General features: G+C 61.3%; 22 protein-coding genes. 7 read left to right on the top strand and 15 right to left on the bottom strand.

Features of this window, described 5'->3' with window-relative positions; all coding sequences use genetic code 11:
- Together ABD937_RS02100 and ABD937_RS02105 are read left to right on the top strand one after the other, a co-directional pair.
- Positions 1-1605 (top strand): zinc-dependent metalloprotease, encoded by a 1605-nt coding sequence (locus ABD937_RS02100; protein ID WP_345252995.1) that lies wholly within the window; start codon positions 1-3, stop codon positions 1603-1605.
- Between the two features lie 270 nt (positions 1606-1875).
- Positions 1876-2349 (top strand): ribonuclease H-like YkuK family protein, encoded by a 474-nt coding sequence (locus ABD937_RS02105; RefSeq protein WP_345252996.1) that lies wholly within the window; start codon positions 1876-1878, stop codon positions 2347-2349.
- On the opposite strand, the gene ABD937_RS02110 is transcribed toward ABD937_RS02105, so the two are convergent.
- Positions 2346-2540 carry a hypothetical protein gene (locus ABD937_RS02110; RefSeq protein ID WP_345252997.1) on the bottom strand — a complete coding sequence of 65 codons (195 nt, stop codon included), beginning with the start codon at positions 2538-2540 and terminating at the stop codon, positions 2346-2348. The two genes, ABD937_RS02105 and ABD937_RS02110, sit on opposite strands and share 4 nt — an antisense overlap.
- A 26-nt stretch (positions 2541-2566) precedes the next feature.
- A complete protein-coding gene (gene yihA, locus ABD937_RS02115) occupies positions 2567-3199 on the bottom strand; it encodes a ribosome biogenesis GTP-binding protein YihA/YsxC (protein WP_345252998.1) in 633 nt (210 codons plus the stop codon).
- A gap of 361 nt (positions 3200-3560) precedes the next feature.
- Here yihA and ubiE point away from each other — a divergent pair, with 361 nt between their 5' ends.
- Positions 3561-4310, top strand: coding sequence for a bifunctional demethylmenaquinone methyltransferase/2-methoxy-6-polyprenyl-1,4-benzoquinol methylase UbiE (gene ubiE / locus ABD937_RS02120; RefSeq protein WP_345252999.1), 750 nt, complete (start codon positions 3561-3563; stop codon positions 4308-4310).
- Positions 4274-5014: a type IX secretion/gliding motility protein PorT/SprT gene (porT, locus tag ABD937_RS02125; RefSeq protein ID WP_345253000.1), complete on the top strand. Its 741-nt coding sequence runs from the start codon at positions 4274-4276 to the stop codon at positions 5012-5014. Before ubiE ends, porT begins: the two co-directional genes overlap by 37 nt.
- 233 nt (positions 5015-5247) lie before the next feature.
- On the opposite strand, the gene ABD937_RS02130 is transcribed toward porT, so the two are convergent.
- The 12 genes from ABD937_RS02130 to ABD937_RS02185 form a co-directional block, all read right to left on the bottom strand.
- Positions 5248-5784 (bottom strand): GAF domain-containing protein, encoded by a 537-nt coding sequence (locus ABD937_RS02130; RefSeq protein ID WP_345253001.1) that lies wholly within the window; start codon positions 5782-5784, stop codon positions 5248-5250.
- Complete coding sequence (locus ABD937_RS02135; protein ID WP_345253002.1) at positions 5777-6136, bottom strand: hypothetical protein; 360 nt, start codon at positions 6134-6136, stop codon at positions 5777-5779. Before ABD937_RS02135 ends, ABD937_RS02130 begins: the two co-directional genes overlap by 8 nt.
- A gap of 35 nt (positions 6137-6171) precedes the next feature.
- Complete coding sequence (locus ABD937_RS02140; protein WP_345253003.1) at positions 6172-6648, bottom strand: GNAT family N-acetyltransferase; 477 nt, start codon at positions 6646-6648, stop codon at positions 6172-6174.
- A gap of 137 nt (positions 6649-6785) precedes the next feature.
- Positions 6786-7622: a rhomboid family intramembrane serine protease gene (locus ABD937_RS02145; RefSeq protein ID WP_345253004.1), complete on the bottom strand. Its 837-nt coding sequence runs from the start codon at positions 7620-7622 to the stop codon at positions 6786-6788.
- A 126-nt stretch (positions 7623-7748) separates the two neighbouring features.
- Positions 7749-8837 carry a M23 family metallopeptidase gene (locus ABD937_RS02150; RefSeq protein ID WP_345253005.1) on the bottom strand — a complete coding sequence of 363 codons (1089 nt, stop codon included), beginning with the start codon at positions 8835-8837 and terminating at the stop codon, positions 7749-7751.
- 100 nt (positions 8838-8937) lie between these two features.
- Positions 8938-9489, bottom strand: coding sequence for a hypothetical protein (locus ABD937_RS02155; protein ID WP_345253007.1), 552 nt, complete (start codon positions 9487-9489; stop codon positions 8938-8940).
- 134 nt (positions 9490-9623) lie between these two features.
- Complete coding sequence (locus ABD937_RS02160; RefSeq protein WP_345253008.1) at positions 9624-9920, bottom strand: DUF4242 domain-containing protein; 297 nt, start codon at positions 9918-9920, stop codon at positions 9624-9626.
- A gap of 124 nt (positions 9921-10044) precedes the next feature.
- Entirely contained in the window at positions 10045-10473 is a 429-nt protein-coding gene (locus tag ABD937_RS02165; RefSeq protein ID WP_345253010.1) for a VOC family protein, read from the bottom strand.
- 148 nt (positions 10474-10621) lie between these two features.
- A complete protein-coding gene (locus ABD937_RS02170; protein WP_345253011.1) occupies positions 10622-11998 on the bottom strand; it encodes a S41 family peptidase in 1377 nt (458 codons plus the stop codon).
- An 83-nt stretch (positions 11999-12081) separates the two neighbouring features.
- Positions 12082-12999, bottom strand: coding sequence for an NmrA family NAD(P)-binding protein (locus ABD937_RS02175; RefSeq protein ID WP_345253012.1), 918 nt, complete (start codon positions 12997-12999; stop codon positions 12082-12084).
- Positions 13000-13087: 88 nt separating this feature from the next.
- A complete protein-coding gene (locus ABD937_RS02180; RefSeq protein ID WP_345253014.1) occupies positions 13088-13471 on the bottom strand; it encodes a ribosomal maturation YjgA family protein in 384 nt (127 codons plus the stop codon).
- 143 nt (positions 13472-13614) lie between these two features.
- Positions 13615-14169, bottom strand: a complete 555-nt coding sequence (locus ABD937_RS02185) for an REP-associated tyrosine transposase (RefSeq protein WP_345253015.1) — start codon at positions 14167-14169, stop codon at positions 13615-13617.
- Positions 14170-14371: 202 nt separating this feature from the next.
- Between ABD937_RS02185 and ABD937_RS02190 the strand changes: the two genes are divergently transcribed.
- Positions 14372-14770, top strand: coding sequence for a DoxX family protein (locus ABD937_RS02190; RefSeq protein WP_345253016.1), 399 nt, complete (start codon positions 14372-14374; stop codon positions 14768-14770).
- Positions 14771-14804: 34 nt separating this feature from the next.
- Here the strand turns inward: ABD937_RS02190 and ABD937_RS02195 are convergent, their stop codons facing one another.
- Positions 14805-15797, bottom strand: a complete 993-nt coding sequence (locus tag ABD937_RS02195; protein ID WP_345253018.1) for a beta-ketoacyl-ACP synthase III — start codon at positions 15795-15797, stop codon at positions 14805-14807.
- 153 nt (positions 15798-15950) lie between these two features.
- Between ABD937_RS02195 and ABD937_RS02200 the strand changes: the two genes are divergently transcribed.
- Positions 15951-16349: a four helix bundle protein gene (locus ABD937_RS02200; RefSeq protein ID WP_345253020.1), complete on the top strand. Its 399-nt coding sequence runs from the start codon at positions 15951-15953 to the stop codon at positions 16347-16349.
- Between the two features lie 116 nt (positions 16350-16465).
- Entirely contained in the window at positions 16466-17062 is a 597-nt protein-coding gene (gene ruvA / locus ABD937_RS02205; RefSeq protein ID WP_345253022.1) for a Holliday junction branch migration protein RuvA, read from the top strand.
- The last annotated feature ends 45 nt before the right edge of the window (positions 17063-17107 follow it).

Here is a 17107-nt window from a genome sequence, read left to right on the forward strand (position 1 = left end):
ATGAAAAGACACACTACCCTCATCCTCCTGCTGCTGCTGGCCCTCTGCGGCATCTCCCACGCCCAGTCTGCCAGCGGGAGCTCCCACCCGGCCGCTGCCGCGGTGCTGTTCCTCGACTTCGACGGGCATACCGTGAACGGCACGCAGTGGAATACGGCGGGTCCCATCGCCTGTGGCCCTTCTAACCTCAGCGCCGCCCAGCAGCTGGAGATCTTTCACCGCATCGCGGAGGACTACCGTCCCTTCAACATCAACGTCACCACGGATTCCACGCGGTACTGGGCCGCACCCAACAAGCAGCGGATGCGCGTCATCTTTACGGGCACCCATGGCTGGTACGGAAACAGCGTGGGCGGCGTGGCCTACATCGGCTCCTGGACCTGGGGCGACAATACGCCCTGCTTCATCTTCACAACGCTGCTCCAGAACAAGACGAAGTGGATCGCCGAGGCCGGGGCACATGAGGCCGGGCATACGATGGGCCTCCGCCACCAGGCATCGTACAGCGCCACCTGCTCCAAGCTTACCGACTATCATTCCGGCACCGGTACCGGCGAGATCAGCTGGGCACCCATCATGGGGGTGGGCTACTACCGCAACCAGACCACCTGGAACCTGGGTCCCACCAACCAGGGCTGCACTACCTCCCAGAGCGATCTCGACGTCATTGCCAAAACAGCAAACGGCTTCGGCTTCCGGGCCGATGACGTGGCCGATCACTTCGATGCGGCGTCCCTCGCCACGTTCGTGGGCGACAGCTTCCGCATCGACGGCGTGATCGGGCGCACGGCCGACCGCGACCTGTTCCGCTTCCGGATGCCGGCCGCGGGCCGCTTCCGGCTCGACGCCCTGCCCTTCAGCGCCGCCGCCGGCAACGAGGGCGCCGATCTCGACATCCTGGTGCAGCTGTTCGACGCCGAAGGCAGGGCCGTGGGGGCCTGGAACCCGGCACCGCTCCTCAATTCGGTGGTGGATACCGCGCTTGCCGCCGGCACCTATTTCCTGCAGGTAGACGGGAAAGGCAACCAGTTTGCACCCGAGTACGGCTCGCTTGGCTCCTACGCCCTGCAAGCCAGCACAACCCCCTTCCAGGTGCTGCCCCTGCACCGCCTGCAGCTCCGTGCCCGCGCGAATGGCGCCGCGCATCTCCTCGAGTGGGAGATCGTGGCCGACGAGGTGCTGACCGCGCAGGAGCTGGAAGTGAGCACCAACGGCCGCGACTTCCGCCCGCTGGCGGCTCCGGCCACCACGGGTCGCCGCTTCGAGCACCGGCCTGAAGGTGCGGGAACGCAGTTCTACCGGCTCAAGGTGACCTTCAACAATGGCCGGTCCTACACGTCCAATACGGTGGCGGTGCAGGCGCGCGCTACTGCTGCCACGCGTCTCGTTTCCACGGTTGCCCAGGGCGGCACGCTGCGCGTCAGCTGTCCGCAGGGCGCGCGCTACGCGGTGTATGATGCCGCTGGTGCCGTGCTCACGTCGGGCGCGCTGCCCCCCGGCGCGGCCTTCCTGCAACTGCCGCTCCTGCCCGCAGGCACCTATTGGGTGCGGTTCTCCGGCAATGGTGGAAATGCGGTGGAGAAGTTTTTCTATCCCGGGCGGTGAGGACGTGAATCGTGAAGCGTGAGTCGTGAATCCTTGTTGGTTCGGAAGTCTTTCCTCTTACTGCTGGCCGGTTCTAAGACAATGACTTACACAAGCATAACGAAGGCCGTGAAGATCTGTTCTTTGCGGCCTTTTGTGTGTACGTTCATTGCATGCGCCGCCTGGGATCGAGAGGGATGGCGCTAACTGTGGGGTTCCCATTCACGATTCACGATTGACGATTCACGCGTCCGGTCCGGTTTTTTACGTATATTAGGGAAACCCTATATTATGCGCTGGAGACGATTCAACGGTGCCCCGATCGAGCTGCCCATCTACCAGGCAGTGGAAGAGACCATTCGCCGGGAGACGGAAAAGGGCGCCCGCCTCAAGGTGTGCATCGGTACCGACTCCCAGGTGAAAGGAAAAGAGACCGAGTTTGCCACGGTCATCGTATTTCTCCGGGAAGGCCACGGCGGCTTTATGTTCATCCACAACGACCGCACCGACCATTCGTACAGCATCAAGGAGCGGATGCTGGTGGAAGTTGCGAAAAGTATAGAGGTTGCCTACGAGTTGTGCAACCTTTTTACTTTATACAACGTGGACATGGAGGTGCATGCCGACATCAACACCAACCCTTCGTTCAAGAGCAACGACGCGCTGCGGGAGGCGATGGGCTACATCCTCGGCATGGGCTTCGCCTTCAAGGCCAAGCCGGAGGCTTTTGCCTCCTCGTGCTGTGCGGATAAGATGGTGAATTAACGATGCGTGCGGGCGGCCAGGGAAGGCCGCTCTTTTGTTGTGTCGATCGGGGTCTTCCGGGCCGTCGGCTTCGCATCCTCCGGAATGTCGCGCACCGGGGCGCTCGCCCGCTCCGCCCACAGGAACGCCGCAAACACGAGCACATACAGTGCCCGCAGGATGCTGCGCTCGGAAGGGGGAAGGAGCTTCATGAGGATAAAGTTATCGCAAAGCGGGCTCAGGAGGCGCGCCCGCCCTCCTTCGCTATGTTTTTATTGAGGTCGCCGATATAGGTGAGCAGCTGCTTGATGCCGGTGCGCTTTTCGGCCGACGTCACGAAGTTGGGCGGCAGGAATTCCCACTGCTCCCGCATCGTATCCAGGAAGCGGCGCACGTTGGCAGCCGTTTCGCGCTGGGTGGTCTTGTCGGCTTTCGTGAATACGAGCGCGAAGGGCACCTGCCATTCCCCGAGCTGGTTCACGAACTCGAGGTCGTTCTCCTGCGGCTCATGGCGGGAGTCGATGAGCACGAACAGGGTCACGAGGTTCTCGCGTTTGCGGATGTAGTTCTCGATCATCTTGGCCCATTGCTTCCGGAGCGACTGCGCCCGTTTGGCGAAGCCGTAGCCGGGAAGATCCACCAGGTGCCATTTGCTGTAGTCCTTGTTGGTGACCGTGAAATGGTTGATCAGCTGCGTTTTGCCGGGTGTGCGCGACACCTTGGCGAGCTCTTTTTTCCCCGTCAGCGCGTTGATGAGCGAGGACTTGCCCACGTTCGAGCGGCCAATGAAGGCGTATTCCGGGATGTCGGCCTTCGGGCACTGCTCCACCGACGGGCTGCTGATCAGGTATTCCGCTTTGATGATCTCCATGCGGCAAATATCGGGTATTCATGCCGAGGGGTGTTCGCTTCGCTCTCTTGTTCGCGTGGCGATCGCTGAGTCGGTTCTTTTATTCCCGGCGCAGGCGCCTGGCAATTCCTAAAGAAGAACGCGGGTTTCACGCAAAGGCGCGGAGGCGCCAAGACGCAAACACAGGATCCTGCCTGTGTTCAGCCGTTGCCCGCAGGGTGGTAGGATTGAGCGGTACGAAACCGTTACTTTTTGCGCACTCCGCGTCTTGGCGCCTTTGCGTGAAACCCGCTTGCCGCTTTGAGAAAAGGCAGCCGCTTGCGGCGATTGAAAAGTTGCACTCGTTCAGCCTGCGGGTGTTTTTGGCCTACCTTTGCGGCCCATGGCCCGATATGCCCACGACGAGATAAAGCCCTTCTCGGAGGACGCCTCCAAGAAGGAGCAGGTGCGCGAGATGTTCGACCGCATCGCCGGACGCTACGACTTCATGAACCGCATCCTCAGCGCCCGCATCGACGTACTCTGGCGCCGGAAGGCGATCCGGATGCTGGCGCCCGATAAGCCCCAGCTGCTGCTCGACATGGCCACCGGCACCGGCGACATGGCGCTGATGGCTGCCCGGATGCTGCAGCCGGCCCGCATCGTGGGCGTGGACCTCTCCGAAGGCATGCTGGCCGTAGGCCGGAAGAAAGTAGACGCGGCAAAACTTGGAACGCAAATTGAGCTGGTGGCCGGCGACAGTGAAACAATAAATTTTGCCGACAATACGTTTGATGCGGGTATGGTGGCCTTCGGAGTGCGGAATTTTGAGAACCTGGAAAAAGGCCTGAGCGAGCTGCTCCGGGTATTGAAGCCCGGCGCGCGCCTGCTGGTGCTCGAATTTAGCCGCCCGCAGCTGCCGGTGGTGAAGCAGTTCTACGGCTGGTATATGGGCTGGCTCGCGCCGCAGATGGCCAAATGGTTCAATCAAAACAAGAAAGCTTACCAATATTTGAACGCCTCCGCAAACGCCTTTCCCGACCGGCAACATTTTGTCGACATTCTGAACAACGTGGGTTATATCGATACCTCGTTCAAACCGCTAAGCTTAGGAATATGCTGTATCTACGCCGGACGCAAAAGGCAGGACTGATCTTACTGACGCTTCTTTTCTCGACGCTCGGGGTGCAGGCACAATTCGGCAAGGAGCTGAACCTGCCCGAGCACGACGCCAAGCCGTATTATTTCGGCATCACCCTCGCCGGCAACATGGCGCGCTTTCATACCGAGCAGCATCCCTACTTCCTCAGCCAGGATACGGTATATACCGCCGAGCCCATCAACTCCGGCGGCTTCGGCCTCGGCCTCCTCGCCACGGCCCGCCTCAACCACCGCTTCGAGGTCCGCTTCAACCCCACACTCATCTTCATGGAGCGCAGCATCCAGTACCGCCTCAAGTACGCCGACCCCTTCGAGGACGATCCCAACAGCACGCTCGTGACCAAGAAGGTGGAGTCGGTAATGACCTCGTTCCCGCTGCAGCTCAAGTTCCGCTCCGACCGCATCCACAACTTCCGCGTATATATGCTCGGCGGCGTCAAGCTCGATTACGACCTTGCCTCCAATGCGAAGGCCCGCCAGGCCGACAACATGATCCGCATCGGCAAGATCGACTACGGCATCGAGGCCGGGCTCGGGTTCAACTTCTACTTCCAGAGCTTCATCTTCTCACCGGAGATCAAGATCTCCAACGGCCAACGCAATATGCACGACCGCAACGCCAACCTCAAATACTCCAACGTCATCGACCGCATCCAGAGCCGCATGATCGTGTTTTCGATCCACCTCGAAGGATGAGGATTATCGAACAGGAGAAAAAGGAATACGGAATGTCGAAGTAAAAACCCCGCCACGTCGGGGTTGTCTTTGATTTTGAGCAGCGTAGTGACGATAGTCAGAAAGGAGAGAAATGACGCAGCCCCGAAGCTTCGGGGTTTAGGATCTATATGATCAGCGCCGATAGTTGCTTTCCGGGCACTGGTTTCCAGGTCCGCAAACTACTTCCGCACGTATAGACCAATAGACGCTCTTCACGCCTCCGTACCGCCGTTTTCAAGCAGGTGCTGCTCCAACTCCTGGGCGGTGCGGGGAGCAAGTGCGCGCAGGCCATCTTCCACGGCGCCTGCCAGCGGGATCATCTTCGTATCCATCAGTACGATGATGCCGATGGGATTGCGGGCGTCGTTGAACAGCGGGAAGCCGATATAGGAATCGATGTTGAGGTCGCGCAGCTCCTTGTCGGAGGGAAACATCTGCTGGATGCCGGTGGGGTAATAGCAGCAGTTGCGGCCGATGACGTTTTCGCAGGGCGTGCCGCTGAGGGGGTAGGAGATATTGCTCGCCACTTCACCACCGGCGTAGAGCACCACCGTACGCACCTGGTTATGCTGCTTCTTGTCGGGGTAACCGATGAGTACGTAGCTGATGCCTACCTCCTCGGCCAGGAAGCGGGCGAGGTCGGTGAAGTACTGGCTGCCCCGGTAGCGGTCGGCAAAGTCCTGGCAGCGGCTCGGGAAGGTGCTGCGGGATTGCAGCACGTCGGGAACGGGGGTAGCGGTTTCAGGCATAGAGCTGGTCGATTAAAAGGTTATCGGTTAGGTATTTCAGTTTATCGGGCGCGGAGGCAAGGGCCACGAGCTGCGCCTCCCAGTCATCGCCAAACAGGGCGCGGGCAAACGGAACATCGAAGAAGAGCAGGTAGATGCTGTCGTAAACAACCCGGAGCTGGTCGGCATTGCGGAGCACGAAGGCCATGCGGCCCGTCACGGGGTCGAAGGAGGTGATGGTGAACGAGTCGTAGTCGTCGAGGAAGTTCTTGAACAGGAAGCCGCTGCGCTTTGCCTTCAGGATGATGAGGTAAAGCAGTTCTTTTGGATGCTCGCGCAGTTCAAATGAGGTCTTACGTTTTGCATCTGCCATGGGGCACCGTTCTTAGGTAGCCTGGATTGCAAAAATCATACCCCCAGGACCTTCCGCAGGCACACGCTTCCATCCACGCCGGTGTAGGGCGGATAGTTGGGGATGATCGTGTAGCCGGTTTTCTGGTAAAGGGCGATCGCCTCTTCGTGCCGGACGCCGGTTTCCAGCACGCAGGCCGTATAGCCGAGCTCGCAGCACCAGGTTTCCAGCTCGGCAAGCACCGCGGCTGCAAGGCCCCGCCTTCGCCCGTCGGGGTGGGTGAACATCCGCTTGATCTCGGCTACACCGGGCCCGAACTCCTTGAAGGCACCGCAGGCCAGCGCGCGCCCATCCAATACCGCCAGCACAACGTGCCGGATCGGCGCCAGGCCGTTGAACTGCCCGTAGAATTGCTGTTCGGCGCCGTTGCGCACCGCCAGGTCGGCATCGAGCAGCGCTACGAGTGCACGGAAGTCGGTGTTGCCCGCGTCGGTACGGATGAGTGCCGGCAGGAGAGAAGCGGTCGTTTGCATGTCGGTAGTAGATAAATCACAATTAGTCATTCGGCCCAGGTATGCCGGATGAGCGTTTCCCAACAAAGTATGGGTTGCGCTAGGCATCAATCACCCATCACCCCATCACCTCATTACCCCATCAGCACATTAGCACATTATCCCTTAGCGGAATATTCCTTCAGCAGCTGCCGCTCCCGCGCCGTGAGGCCGCCCATGCCCTTGCGGTGGATCTTGTCGAGGATGCGGTCGATCTCTTCCTGGCGGATCTTCTTGTCGGAGTTGTAGCGGTCTTCCAAATTGAGCACGCGCGCCGGCTGCCTGCCCGAGGAGGGAAAAAGGTCGACGTGGAGGAGCTGGGGCTTGCGGGCGGCGATATAGAGAAAGACGAGCGCCGGCACCGTCACCGCCGTGATGTAGATCCAGTTGGCAGTCAGCGCTTGCGGTTGCAGCAGCAGCCCGATCATCATACCGGCGAGGGCGCCTCCGAGATGCGCTTCATAGGCCACGCCGCCCCGCCCCGAGCGGATGCCCCAGATGGTGAGGATCATGAACGCAAGTCCGAAGAACCAGGCTTTCATGGGGATGAAGACGAGCATCATGGTGGATTGCGGGAACAGGGCCACCGCCGCAAAGAGCACCCCGCTGATGGCGCCCGTGGCACCCATCGTGGTGTAGCCGGGCTCGTAGCGCTTCAGCCAGAGCAGCAGCGCATTGCCGCCAACCCCGCTTGCCAGGTAGAGCAACGCGAACGCGACGGGACCGAGCGTGGCTTCCATCATGCCCCCGATAAAGAAGATGCCGAGCACGTTGAGCACGAAGTGCCCCCAGCTCATATGCAGGAAGATCGACGTGAAGAGGCGCTTATAATCGCGGTGCACCCGCACGCCGTCGACCCAGAACTGGTAACGTTCCATCAGCAGCGTGTGGCGCAGGCCCTGGTAGGTTACGATGAAAGTGGCGATCAGGAGCCCAAGTCCGATGTATCCTGGCATGGGAGGTGGTGGCTTTAGGTCAGTGAATAGGGGCTGTTTCCCTGAAATAAAGGTAATGCCTTTTTTGAGGCCGCGCTTCCCGGGAAATGGGTACTACCGAAGCCGCTCGCAGGTGCATCGGGGCATCTATACCGGCTGAACCGTCGCAAAAGGCAGCAGGGTGATGCCCCCGCCGGGCAGCTCGGCCAGGTAGCCCTTGTCGGTCAGGGCGAGCGCGGGCAGCACCGACTGCGCCGGCACCGTGGTGCCGCTTTCGGTACGCTGGGTCTTCCGGAGCTTCAGCGCAAGGGGCAGCGAACGCTTCGCAAGGGCCGGCGCCTGCCGCTCGGTCTTGTCGATAAAGGGGTAGGGGTCTACGGCGCCCTCATAGGTGTAGATGCCGAAGTGCAGGTGCGCGGGCGTGGTGCGCGCATTGCCGGTGTTGCCGACGAGGCCGATCGTTTCGCCCGCGGCCACGCGCTGCCCCGGGCGCACGAGTTGCTCGTCGAGGTGGGCATAGTAGAGGTTGTAGTTCTTGCCGTCGGGGCGCAGGAACACGTATTTCCCGCCGAGGGGGCTTTCGCTGACGCTCGTGACCGTGCCCGCGGCACCGGCCACGGCGGGGGTGCCCTTGGGGGCAAAGATGTCGACGCCCTCGTGGCGGCGGGCGCCCCCGTCGCGGTCGGCGCCCCAGAAGGAGCCGGCCTTTGCCTTAGGGCCCGCTACCGGGAAGCCGAGCGTGGGGCCGGTGCCCACCGACAGGCTGTAGGTCCCTCCCTGCCGCAGGGCCGGCTGCAGGCGCAGGATATAGGTGCCGCTGTGCTCCACATCGAAGCGCAGGCTTTCGGCGCCGGGCTCCGCGGAAAGCTGCAGCGCGGTGGTGCCGCCGTCTTCGCGGAATACCTCGGCATAGAGGGGTAGGGTGGTGGCGTCGCGTTCGCTGATGGCGATCCGGAGGCTCTGGCCCTGCTTCGCGGTGAAGCGCAGACCGAGGGCGCGCGGCTTATCGGTGCCGAAGCGGCCGCTGTGGCGATAGGGGAGCGTGATGCCGACGGGCGCCGCAAGTGCGCTTGCTCCGGCAGCGCGCCAGGCGCGCCCTTCGGGCGTCTCGTCGATATCGGCCTTATCGAGCCTGCGCTCGTAGGCTTCACGCGGCGTGTCTTTTTTGAATACGGAGCGGGCCGGACCGCAACTTACAAGGGCGGCACCGAGCAGGAGGGGTAAAACAGTTTTCATAGGCAGGGCTGCCCGTGCAAATACAGCTCCGGAAACGGTTAAGGAAGATTGAATATCGGATAGCGAATCTCGGAAGACGAATCTCGGAACGGGAGGTGGTTCAGGGTTGTTTCAGCAGGAACGAAGCGGCGATGAGCTCCATGCCGGGGGCAACGCGGGCGCTGTCGGAATCGAAGTACTGCTCCACGTTGATGAAGGAGCTTTCGGCACCGCTGTGCGCGAAGATCCGTACGCGGCCCGGAAAGACGCCCATTATCCTGCCCTTTAGCTCAACACCGGTGCCCCGGTAGCGGCCCCATTCCCGGAAGCGCGTGAGCGTGCTTTTCTTAAGCAATTGGTTGCGGAACTCTTTGACCTGCTCGTTCACGAACAAGTCCTCGTCGATATCGGTGTCGAATACAAAGAACATCGACATCGCGTTGTCGTTGGACACATCGATCGAGAACAAGGCATCGGGATCGTAGTCGTCATCGGCGGTGTCGATCGTCCAGGCGGCAGGGTAGTAGAGGCGGAAGGCGGCACGGTCGATGATGCGCGATGCGTGCCCGAGCTGCTGCTGCGGAGGAGAGGTAGCCGCTTTCTTCCGGGCGCCGCCGGGCGACCCGCTGCAGGCAGCGAGGACGAGAAGGCAAAAGAGGTAGGGCGTGCGCATCCGGACAGAAAGATAGTGCACCGATACGGAATCTCCGACCCCTTATAGCCAATCTGCCTGCCCGATCTGCCTCCACATCCGCTACGGGGCACCAGGGTAAAAGCCCCGGCTGAAGCGCCGGGGCTTTTCACGCCTTAGGCTTCATGCACGAGCTCGCGCACTTCGGCAGTCGTTGGATCGATGATCGTAGAAATACGGTTGATGCGGTTGGCCGGGAAGCCGCCTTTTTCGGCATGGGCGCGCACGGTAGCCTCGTCGGGGGCAATGTAGACGCAATAGATCTTGTCGTCGGTGACGTAGCTCTGGATCCACTGGATGCGCGGGCCGAGCTCCCTGAGTACGCCGCAGGAGGTCTGCGAGATGGCCTGCAGCTGCTCGCCGGAGAGCTGTCCGGCACCGGGGAGTTCGCGCTCGATCAGGAACTTGGGCATATCGTTGGGTTTTTGATGACGGGGGAGGGCGGGTGCGGCACTCCTAAGCTACGCCGGCTTTCGCCCGTTTCCCTGCATGGGCTTCGCCTTTTTTTCGCCCTTGCGCGTCCCGGTCCGGCGGTGTCTATGGGTTCTCTTTGCCGGTGTTCGGATCGTAAGCCGTCATCCAGCGCACGCCGTAGCGGTCGGTGAAGGTGCCCATGAAGGCGCCCCAGAATTTGGGGCCCAGCGGGTCGTGGATGGTAGCGCCCGCGGAGAGCTTTGCATAGTAGTCGCGGCATTCCGCTTCGGAGCTGCAGTGGATCATAACGCCGAAGTTGTTGCCCTGGGTATAGGCGCCGGGTGTGAGGTCGGAGGCCATCAGCAGCAGGCCCCCGGTACGGAGTTCGCTGTGCAGCACCTGATGCTTCATGTGGGGCGGGCAATGCGCCTCGATGGGCGATCCTTCGATGGCCCGGATGGCAAGATCGCCGCCGAGGCATTGCTGGTAGTGGGTCATCACTTCGCGGCAGTTGCCGTTGAAGGCGAGATAAGCGGTTAGTGCGGTGGGCATACGTGTTGGTTGAGGCTACAAACATAACCTGCGCATCCCGGATCGGGAAGGGGCAAAGCCGACATTTCACGGGGGCTTCCGGCAGGCGCCGTGTATGAAAAAGCCCCGGGCTGCAACCGGGGCTCTGCGTCATTTTGTAGAAATACGGTCAGCGTATTTTTCTTCCGAGCAGTTCCTGTGCCTTTTCGAGCACCGGGTCCCGCTTCGTCAGGTAGTCGTTGATGCTGCGGCTCACGGCTACATGCGGCTGGATGCCATAGCCCACGAACGCGCGGCCGTCGGGATAGGTATCCTGCTTCGTGCATACCCGCGCCGACCCGCCACCCGGCAGGTCGAACTGGTAGGGCTGACCCGTGGAGCCGAAGGTGGGCGCGCCGATGCGCACCATGTGCTTCTGGTTGTCGGCGTGAATGAGAAAGTCTTCGGCTGCCGACGCCGTCTGGTGACCCGTCAGCAGCATCGTGGGCACTACGAGGCGCTTTGCCTGGAGGCGGATGGGCGTTGGCTCGTAGTCGAAGTGGTGCCAGTAGTTGTCCTGGTAGGAAAGCAGGGCCCGTCGGTTCCAGCTATTACCGGCGGTGTCTGCCGGCTTTGTGTATTTGCCCCAGGCCTTGAAGGCAGGCACGTGCAGGCGGCTGGCGTAGCGGGCTCCGTAGAGCACGCTGTCGGGCGTCAGGTAGCGCAGGATGTCGGTGCCGATGCCGGTGGAGCCGCCTCCGTTGTAGCGCAGGTCGATGATGAGGCCCTTGGCGCTATAGAGTTCCGGCAGCAGGGCTTCGAACAGCGAGTCGATCTTCGGGTCGCTGAAGGAGTTGAGGCTCACGTAGGGCACTTTGTTGGGCAGCCAGCGGAAGTCGAGGAGGGCGCGATCCGCATCGAACGCGGGGAACACGGCCGTCTCCGTGCTGCGCGCATGTGTGAGGTCGAGGCGGAGCATCGATCCGTCGGGGCGGCGGAAGGTCACCTTATATTGGTCGCCCGCGTAGCCGGCAAGCAGGCCCGCCGTGGCCCAGTCTTCGAGCACATAATCGGTAGACGAGGAGATGTAGGGTTTTACAAACCGGTCCTTGTATTCCTGTGTGGGCAGCCCATTGACCTCGACAAGCTCGGAGCCTACCGGCAGCTCGTCTTTCTTGCTCAGGGCCGTACGGACCACGATGGCCTTGCCACCGATGTTCTCGAGAAAGAAGCGCCAGGCCCCGAACATGGAGGTGAAGTTCTCCGGCCCGCTCATTGGCGGCATATATACGTTGGTATGCCCGTCTTTGAGCAGGGCGCAAAATCGCTGCAGCTCGCGATAATAATCGTAGTCGTTCTTCGTGCCGGGGATCGAAACGAGGAGGGCCTTATAGGCGCTGTCCCAGGCGTTGCGGTCCACCTTGTTGAGGTATGCGAAATTGTAATTTACCTCCTGCCAGAATTTGGAGAGGCCGTACAGCTTGTCGGCAGGAGAGAGGGTGTTGGGCCATTGCGCGCGGGCGGTGAGCGATGCCAGGACGAGCAGGAGGAAGCACAGGTGTTTCATCGGCAGTTGGGAGTTTGGTCGGGTATTTTCGCAAAGTTACCGGTGCCGGTGCAATCGGGCAAGGAGCGATCAGGGTCCGGCTGCTAATGCTTTGCCCGTTGCTGCAGCACTTCGCGCAGCGGTGTCCAGGTCAGCTCCGGGTAGCGGGCGTTGTCGAGCGGGAAAAGCTTGGGCTTGCCGGTGAACATATTATGGAGGTACTGCATGCCCTGCCAGGGCGGGAACACTTCCTTCTTCTTCGGAAAGAGGACGCGCGTGATGCGGATCATGCGGCCGAAGGCTTTGAGGGAGCCGGCGCGCAGGGGGCGGAAGTTGGTGCCGGTGGCGTCCTCGGCGGCACGCACGAGGCCGTGCACGTCGGCTGCTTCGCCGGCGATGCGCAGCCAGCGGGGCGTGGAGGGATCCAGGGCGGCTGCGGCGGTAAAGGCCGCGGTGTCTTCCATCGTGGTAAAGTCCATCGGCACGTCGGGGCGGCCCCAGTACAGCACGCGGTGCGGGCCGAAAAGCACCACGGGTGCCTGGCCGGTGAGCAGGTCGGCGAACATGCCGTTGAGGATGGAGGTGGCCCCGATGCGCGCCGCGTCGAGGCGGTCCGCGAACTCCCGCCGCAGGTCGAGGTTGCGGTTGGAGCCGGCGGGCAGCTTCGTGAAGTCGATGCAGAAGTCGGAGGGGATGAAGCGGGCCACGCCGCCGCCGACGGCCGCCTCGAGCAGGCGCGACTGTATTTCTACGATGGTGTCGCGCAGTCCCGACAGTGCCGACACAACGCAGGTGGCGCCGCGGCAGGCTTCGGTGAGGCCATTGCGGTCGGCATAGTCGACCGGCACGATGCGGGCGCCGCTTTTGCCCAGGTCGGCGAGGGCGTCGTTGGCGGCGCCGGCACGAACGAGCGCGCGCACTTCCGCGCCGCGGAGGCGCAGGTGGTGTACGATGCGGCGGCCGAGGGCGCCGGTGGCGCCGGCCACCACGATGATACCGGGAGGCAGTTGGTTGTTATCCATAGAAGAATGTGGGCGTTGATGCGCCTGTTCCCTCACCATACAATTTTGCGACCCGAAAGTTTGCCGGGCCACTCTTCCTGTTCGTAAATCAGACCTTTCTTGTTCCGGCGGCCGGGATGCGGCGTCGTTCGATCCACAGCACGGCCGCCGCGCCAAGGGTATACATGAGCAGGTCGATGACCTCGAAGCTGCGGCCGATGAGGGTGGTAAAGAAGTCGCTGCCGCGCAGGCCGAGCCGCTCCACGATGTGCAGGTATTGCAGGCCTTCCACAAGGTAGCAGAAGAGCAGTACACCGGTCACCGCCGGCCCCACCGGCACGCGCCGCACGCTTTGTACGGCGCAGTACACGAGCGGCATCACGAGGAAGTCGCCGACATAGGGGCGGATGATGCGGTCGCGCACGAAGAGCGCAATGAGGACCTCGGTGACGAGCAGGACCAGGAAGGCGATGCGGTAGGGGCGGCGGGGCATGCACGGTGAAGATAGCCGTTTGGCGCGTCGCCTCCCGGCTACGGTCAGTCGTTATAGGTCGGGATGGGCCATAGTCGGAGACTACGGCCAACTTCGCGTTGGAAATATTCATGCTGGCGCAGTGGGCGTATAAGGACGACCGACTAAAGAAATGCGATTTCGATCGGGCCGGTTTGGGTGCGATTTAAGTAGGCGCGTGCGCTGCTGTACCGGTAATGTTCCGGCCGTTCGACTACGCCAGATTTAACCGGGTTGAAGTGAATATAGTTCAGCTTCTGCACGGTAAATGCAGGGGCAAAGCATTCTTGGGGACAGTTGTTTTGAATCCAGAATTGAAAGCCGCTGTTCCGTGTATTGTCAGCCGCCGCATCACGAAAATGCCTGAGCAGCCAGGCTCTCCGGCTCTCGCACTGGTTCGCTCCGATTGCTGCTACGATTCGTTTGGCACTTACCTTCTTGAAATCCCGTACCAATGCGCTAAGGTCGCCGGTGGCCGACGAAGCCAGCAGGTGCAAGTGGTTGCTCATAAGGCACCAGGCATGCAGGTTAAGCCCTTTGTATTGTTGACAATATTTGAGGTCCCTGATCAGCAGCTCGCAATAGTCGGCGCGGGTGAAGACGTCGGCCCATTCGACCACGGTGAACGTCAGGAAATGCACTTCCGCCTGGTTGCGAATCTTGTACCCGCCGATGCTCATACTTCGTATTTTTTCCTCGAAGCTGCTTTCCTGCGCTGAACCAGGCAAAAGAGGAAAAACACTTTTTACGCTGTTTTTCCCAACCGGCTACCCCAGTAAAACGCTCCCCATGCAGTTGGCCCTAGTCTCCGACTACGGCCCGTCCGACCTTTCGGAAATCTGCCAACGCGAAAGCCATCCGCCCGCAGTCTACCTTCACGCTATGCACGTTTTCTTCCGCACGCTCATGGCCCTGCTATACATCGCCGCCGGCGTCAACCACTTCGTGCACCCGGCATTTTACCTGGCCATCATGCCGCCCTGGCTGCCGGCGCACGGAGCGCTGGTAGCCGCCAGCGGCGTGGCCGAGATCGTGCTGGGCATCTTACTGCTGGTGCCGCGCACGCGCCGCTTCGCCGCGTGGGGTATCATCGTGCTGCTGGTTGCGGTATTCCCGGCCAACGTGCAGATGGCCGTCAATTACGTAGAACTACAGCACCCGAAGCTATGGCTCGCGCTGCTGCGCTTGCCGGTGCAGGGGCTGCTGATCTGGTGGGCGTGGTTGTATACACGAAGAAAGCGCCCCGAAGGGCGCTTTGAAGATCTCGGATCTCAGATGTAAGATCTCAGATCCGAGATTCCAGATCTGAGATCCCCTAGTAGGCCCACTTGATCAGCGTGGCGCCCCACGTAAACCCGCCGCCGAAGGCCGCGAGCACGATGTTGTCGCCCTTGTTGAGCTCGTGCTTCCACTCCCAGAGGCAGAGGGGGATGGTGCCGGCCGTAGTGTTGCCGTATTTCTGGATGTTGAGCATCACCTTTTCCTTCGGCAGGCCGATGCGCTCCGCAGTGGCGTCGATGATGCGCTTGTTGGCCTGGTGGGGCACGAGCCAGGCGATGTCGTCGCCGGTCATGCCGTTGCGCTCGAGGAGCTCGGCGCTCACGTCGGCCATGCCCTTGACGGCGAACTTGAACACGGTCTGGCCTTCCTGGTACACGAAGTGCTCCTTGTTGGCCACCGTTTCGGCGGAGGCGGGCTTCAGGGAGCCGCCGGCCTTCTGGTGGAGGTAGTGACGGCCGTTGCCGTCGGCCCGCAGGATGGAGTCCTGCACGCCGTAGCCGTCGTGGTTGGGCTCGAGCAGCACGCCCGCGGCGCCGTCGCCGAAGATGATGCAGGTCTGGCGGTCGCTATAGTCGATGATGGAGCTCATTTTGTCGGCGCCGATCACCACCACTTTCTTGTAGCGGCGGCTTTCAATGAGGGCGGCGCCGGTGGTGAGGCCGTAGAGGAAGCCCGAGCAGGCGGCCTCGAGGTCGAAGCCCCAGGCATTTTTGGCGCCGGCCTTGTCGGCGGCAATGTTGGCCGTGGCGGGGAACACCATGTCGGGCGTTACGGTGGCCACGATGATGCAGTCGATCTCTTCGGGGGAGATGCCGCGCTTTTCGCAGATCTGTTTGATCACCGGCACGCACATGTCGGAGGTGCCGAGGCCGTCCCCTTTCAGGATGCGGCGCTCGTTGATGCCGGTGCGGCTGCGGATCCACTCGTCGGTGGTCTCCACCATCTTTTCGAGGTCGGCGTTCGTAAGGCGGTCTTCGGGAACATAGCCGCCGACGGCGGTGATGGCAGCGTTGATTTTTTGGATCATGGGGGCAAAGGTAGCAGCAAAAAGGTTTAGGGGTTTAGGGGGTTTAGAAGGTTTAGGGGTTGGGATGGGAAAAACATCAGGCGCAAGAAAATTCTCAGCGGCTTATGTTGAATTACCCTTGGAGCGGCGTATTGAGCTTAGGACATTTGTATCATGGCTACGTTCAAGCGATTCGAGGAGATCATTGCCTGGCAACTGGCGCACCAGCTTTGCCGCGAAATCGGGCGCATCGCCCGGGAAACCGGGCTCGCGAAGGACTATAAGCTGCGCGAACAGGTATGTGACTCCTCAAACTCGATCATGAACAATATCGCCGAGGGGTTTGGCCGTACCGGGAACCGAGAGTTTATAGGCTTTCTTCATATTGCGCACGCATCCTGCTCGGAAACGCAATCGCAACTCTACACCCTCCATGACCGCAAGTACATCACGCCTGAGGAGTTTGATGTGCTCAATTTGCTTGCTCACCGGACGTCCAAGGCAATCTACAGTCTAATCGGTTACCTGGAGCGCAGCGAAATACGTGGGCTACGATACCGCAGCCGTGGCTGACCCACCTGCCTGATAATGCGCAGAAACAGCCATGGGTTCCCAACCTCCTAAACCTTCTAAACCCCCTAAACCTCTAAACCTTCCCCTGCCCGCCCGGTTTCCGTATTTTCGCGCCTATGATCGCATTCCTGAAGGGCGACTTTGTGCACAAAACCCCCACAGTCGTCTACGTGGACGTCAACGGCGTCGGCTACGAGGTCCACATCTCCGGCAACACCTATAACCAGATCGAACACCTCGAAAAGGGCACCCTTTTCACCCACCTCCTGGTGCGCGAAGACGCCCATATCCTCTACGGGTTCGGCGACGAGTCCGAAAAGCAGCTCTTTCTCCGCCTCCTCGGCGTGGCCGGCGTCGGCGCCACCACCGCCCGGCAGATGCTTTCCTCCCTGAAGCCCGTGGAGCTCGCCCGCGCCATCGCCAACGGCGACGCCCGCTCCCTGGAGCGCGTCAAGGGCATCGGCCGCAAGACCGCCGAGCGCATCGTGCTGGAGCTCCGTGAGAAGCTCGTGAAGCAGCCGATCACAGACGCCGGCAGCCCGCAGAATATTTCCGCCTGGAAAGGCAATACTTTGGAGATGGATGCGTTAAATGCCCTGGTGGCCCTGGGCATCGCGCGCTCGGCCGCCGATGCCGCCGTGCGCAAGGCGGCCGCCCAGGACCCGTCCCTCGGGGTGGAGGACCTGATCAAAAAAGCGCTCCAATCCCTGTAAGAAGCCACTGCTACGCTGCTGAGAACCAATTGATTCACGCTAATT

Origin of the sequence: Flaviaestuariibacter amylovorans (assembly GCF_039541815.1) — a bacterium.
Classification (GTDB): domain Bacteria; phylum Bacteroidota; class Bacteroidia; order Chitinophagales; family Chitinophagaceae; genus Flavisolibacter; species Flavisolibacter amylovorans.

What these genes read in the sequence shown, in the direction of transcription:
- ABD937_RS02100 (WP_345252995.1), top strand. Translation starts at nt 1, where the DNA reads ATGAAAAGACACACTACCCTCATCCTCCTGCTGCTGCTGGCCCTCTGC.
- ABD937_RS02105 (WP_345252996.1), top strand. Translation starts at nt 1,876, where the DNA reads ATGCGCTGGAGACGATTCAACGGTGCCCCGATCGAGCTGCCCATCTAC.
- ABD937_RS02110 (WP_345252997.1), bottom strand. Translation starts at nt 2,540, where the DNA reads ATGAAGCTCCTTCCCCCTTCCGAGCGCAGCATCCTGCGGGCACTGTAT.
- yihA (WP_345252998.1), bottom strand. Translation starts at nt 3,199, where the DNA reads ATGGAGATCATCAAAGCGGAATACCTGATCAGCAGCCCGTCGGTGGAG.
- ubiE (WP_345252999.1), top strand. Translation starts at nt 3,561, where the DNA reads ATGGCCCGATATGCCCACGACGAGATAAAGCCCTTCTCGGAGGACGCC.
- porT (WP_345253000.1), top strand. Translation starts at nt 4,274, where the DNA reads ATGCTGTATCTACGCCGGACGCAAAAGGCAGGACTGATCTTACTGACG.
- ABD937_RS02130 (WP_345253001.1), bottom strand. Translation starts at nt 5,784, where the DNA reads ATGCCTGAAACCGCTACCCCCGTTCCCGACGTGCTGCAATCCCGCAGC.
- ABD937_RS02135 (WP_345253002.1), bottom strand. Translation starts at nt 6,136, where the DNA reads ATGGCAGATGCAAAACGTAAGACCTCATTTGAACTGCGCGAGCATCCA.
- ABD937_RS02140 (WP_345253003.1), bottom strand. Translation starts at nt 6,648, where the DNA reads ATGCAAACGACCGCTTCTCTCCTGCCGGCACTCATCCGTACCGACGCG.
- ABD937_RS02145 (WP_345253004.1), bottom strand. Translation starts at nt 7,622, where the DNA reads ATGCCAGGATACATCGGACTTGGGCTCCTGATCGCCACTTTCATCGTA.
- ABD937_RS02150 (WP_345253005.1), bottom strand. Translation starts at nt 8,837, where the DNA reads ATGAAAACTGTTTTACCCCTCCTGCTCGGTGCCGCCCTTGTAAGTTGC.
- ABD937_RS02155 (WP_345253007.1), bottom strand. Translation starts at nt 9,489, where the DNA reads ATGCGCACGCCCTACCTCTTTTGCCTTCTCGTCCTCGCTGCCTGCAGC.
- ABD937_RS02160 (WP_345253008.1), bottom strand. Translation starts at nt 9,920, where the DNA reads ATGCCCAAGTTCCTGATCGAGCGCGAACTCCCCGGTGCCGGACAGCTC.
- ABD937_RS02165 (WP_345253010.1), bottom strand. Translation starts at nt 10,473, where the DNA reads ATGCCCACCGCACTAACCGCTTATCTCGCCTTCAACGGCAACTGCCGC.
- ABD937_RS02170 (WP_345253011.1), bottom strand. Translation starts at nt 11,998, where the DNA reads ATGAAACACCTGTGCTTCCTCCTGCTCGTCCTGGCATCGCTCACCGCC.
- ABD937_RS02175 (WP_345253012.1), bottom strand. Translation starts at nt 12,999, where the DNA reads ATGGATAACAACCAACTGCCTCCCGGTATCATCGTGGTGGCCGGCGCC.
- ABD937_RS02180 (WP_345253014.1), bottom strand. Translation starts at nt 13,471, where the DNA reads ATGCCCCGCCGCCCCTACCGCATCGCCTTCCTGGTCCTGCTCGTCACC.
- ABD937_RS02185 (WP_345253015.1), bottom strand. Translation starts at nt 14,169, where the DNA reads ATGAGCATCGGCGGGTACAAGATTCGCAACCAGGCGGAAGTGCATTTC.
- ABD937_RS02190 (WP_345253016.1), top strand. Translation starts at nt 14,372, where the DNA reads ATGCACGTTTTCTTCCGCACGCTCATGGCCCTGCTATACATCGCCGCC.
- ABD937_RS02195 (WP_345253018.1), bottom strand. Translation starts at nt 15,797, where the DNA reads ATGATCCAAAAAATCAACGCTGCCATCACCGCCGTCGGCGGCTATGTT.
- ABD937_RS02200 (WP_345253020.1), top strand. Translation starts at nt 15,951, where the DNA reads ATGGCTACGTTCAAGCGATTCGAGGAGATCATTGCCTGGCAACTGGCG.
- ruvA (WP_345253022.1), top strand. Translation starts at nt 16,466, where the DNA reads ATGATCGCATTCCTGAAGGGCGACTTTGTGCACAAAACCCCCACAGTC.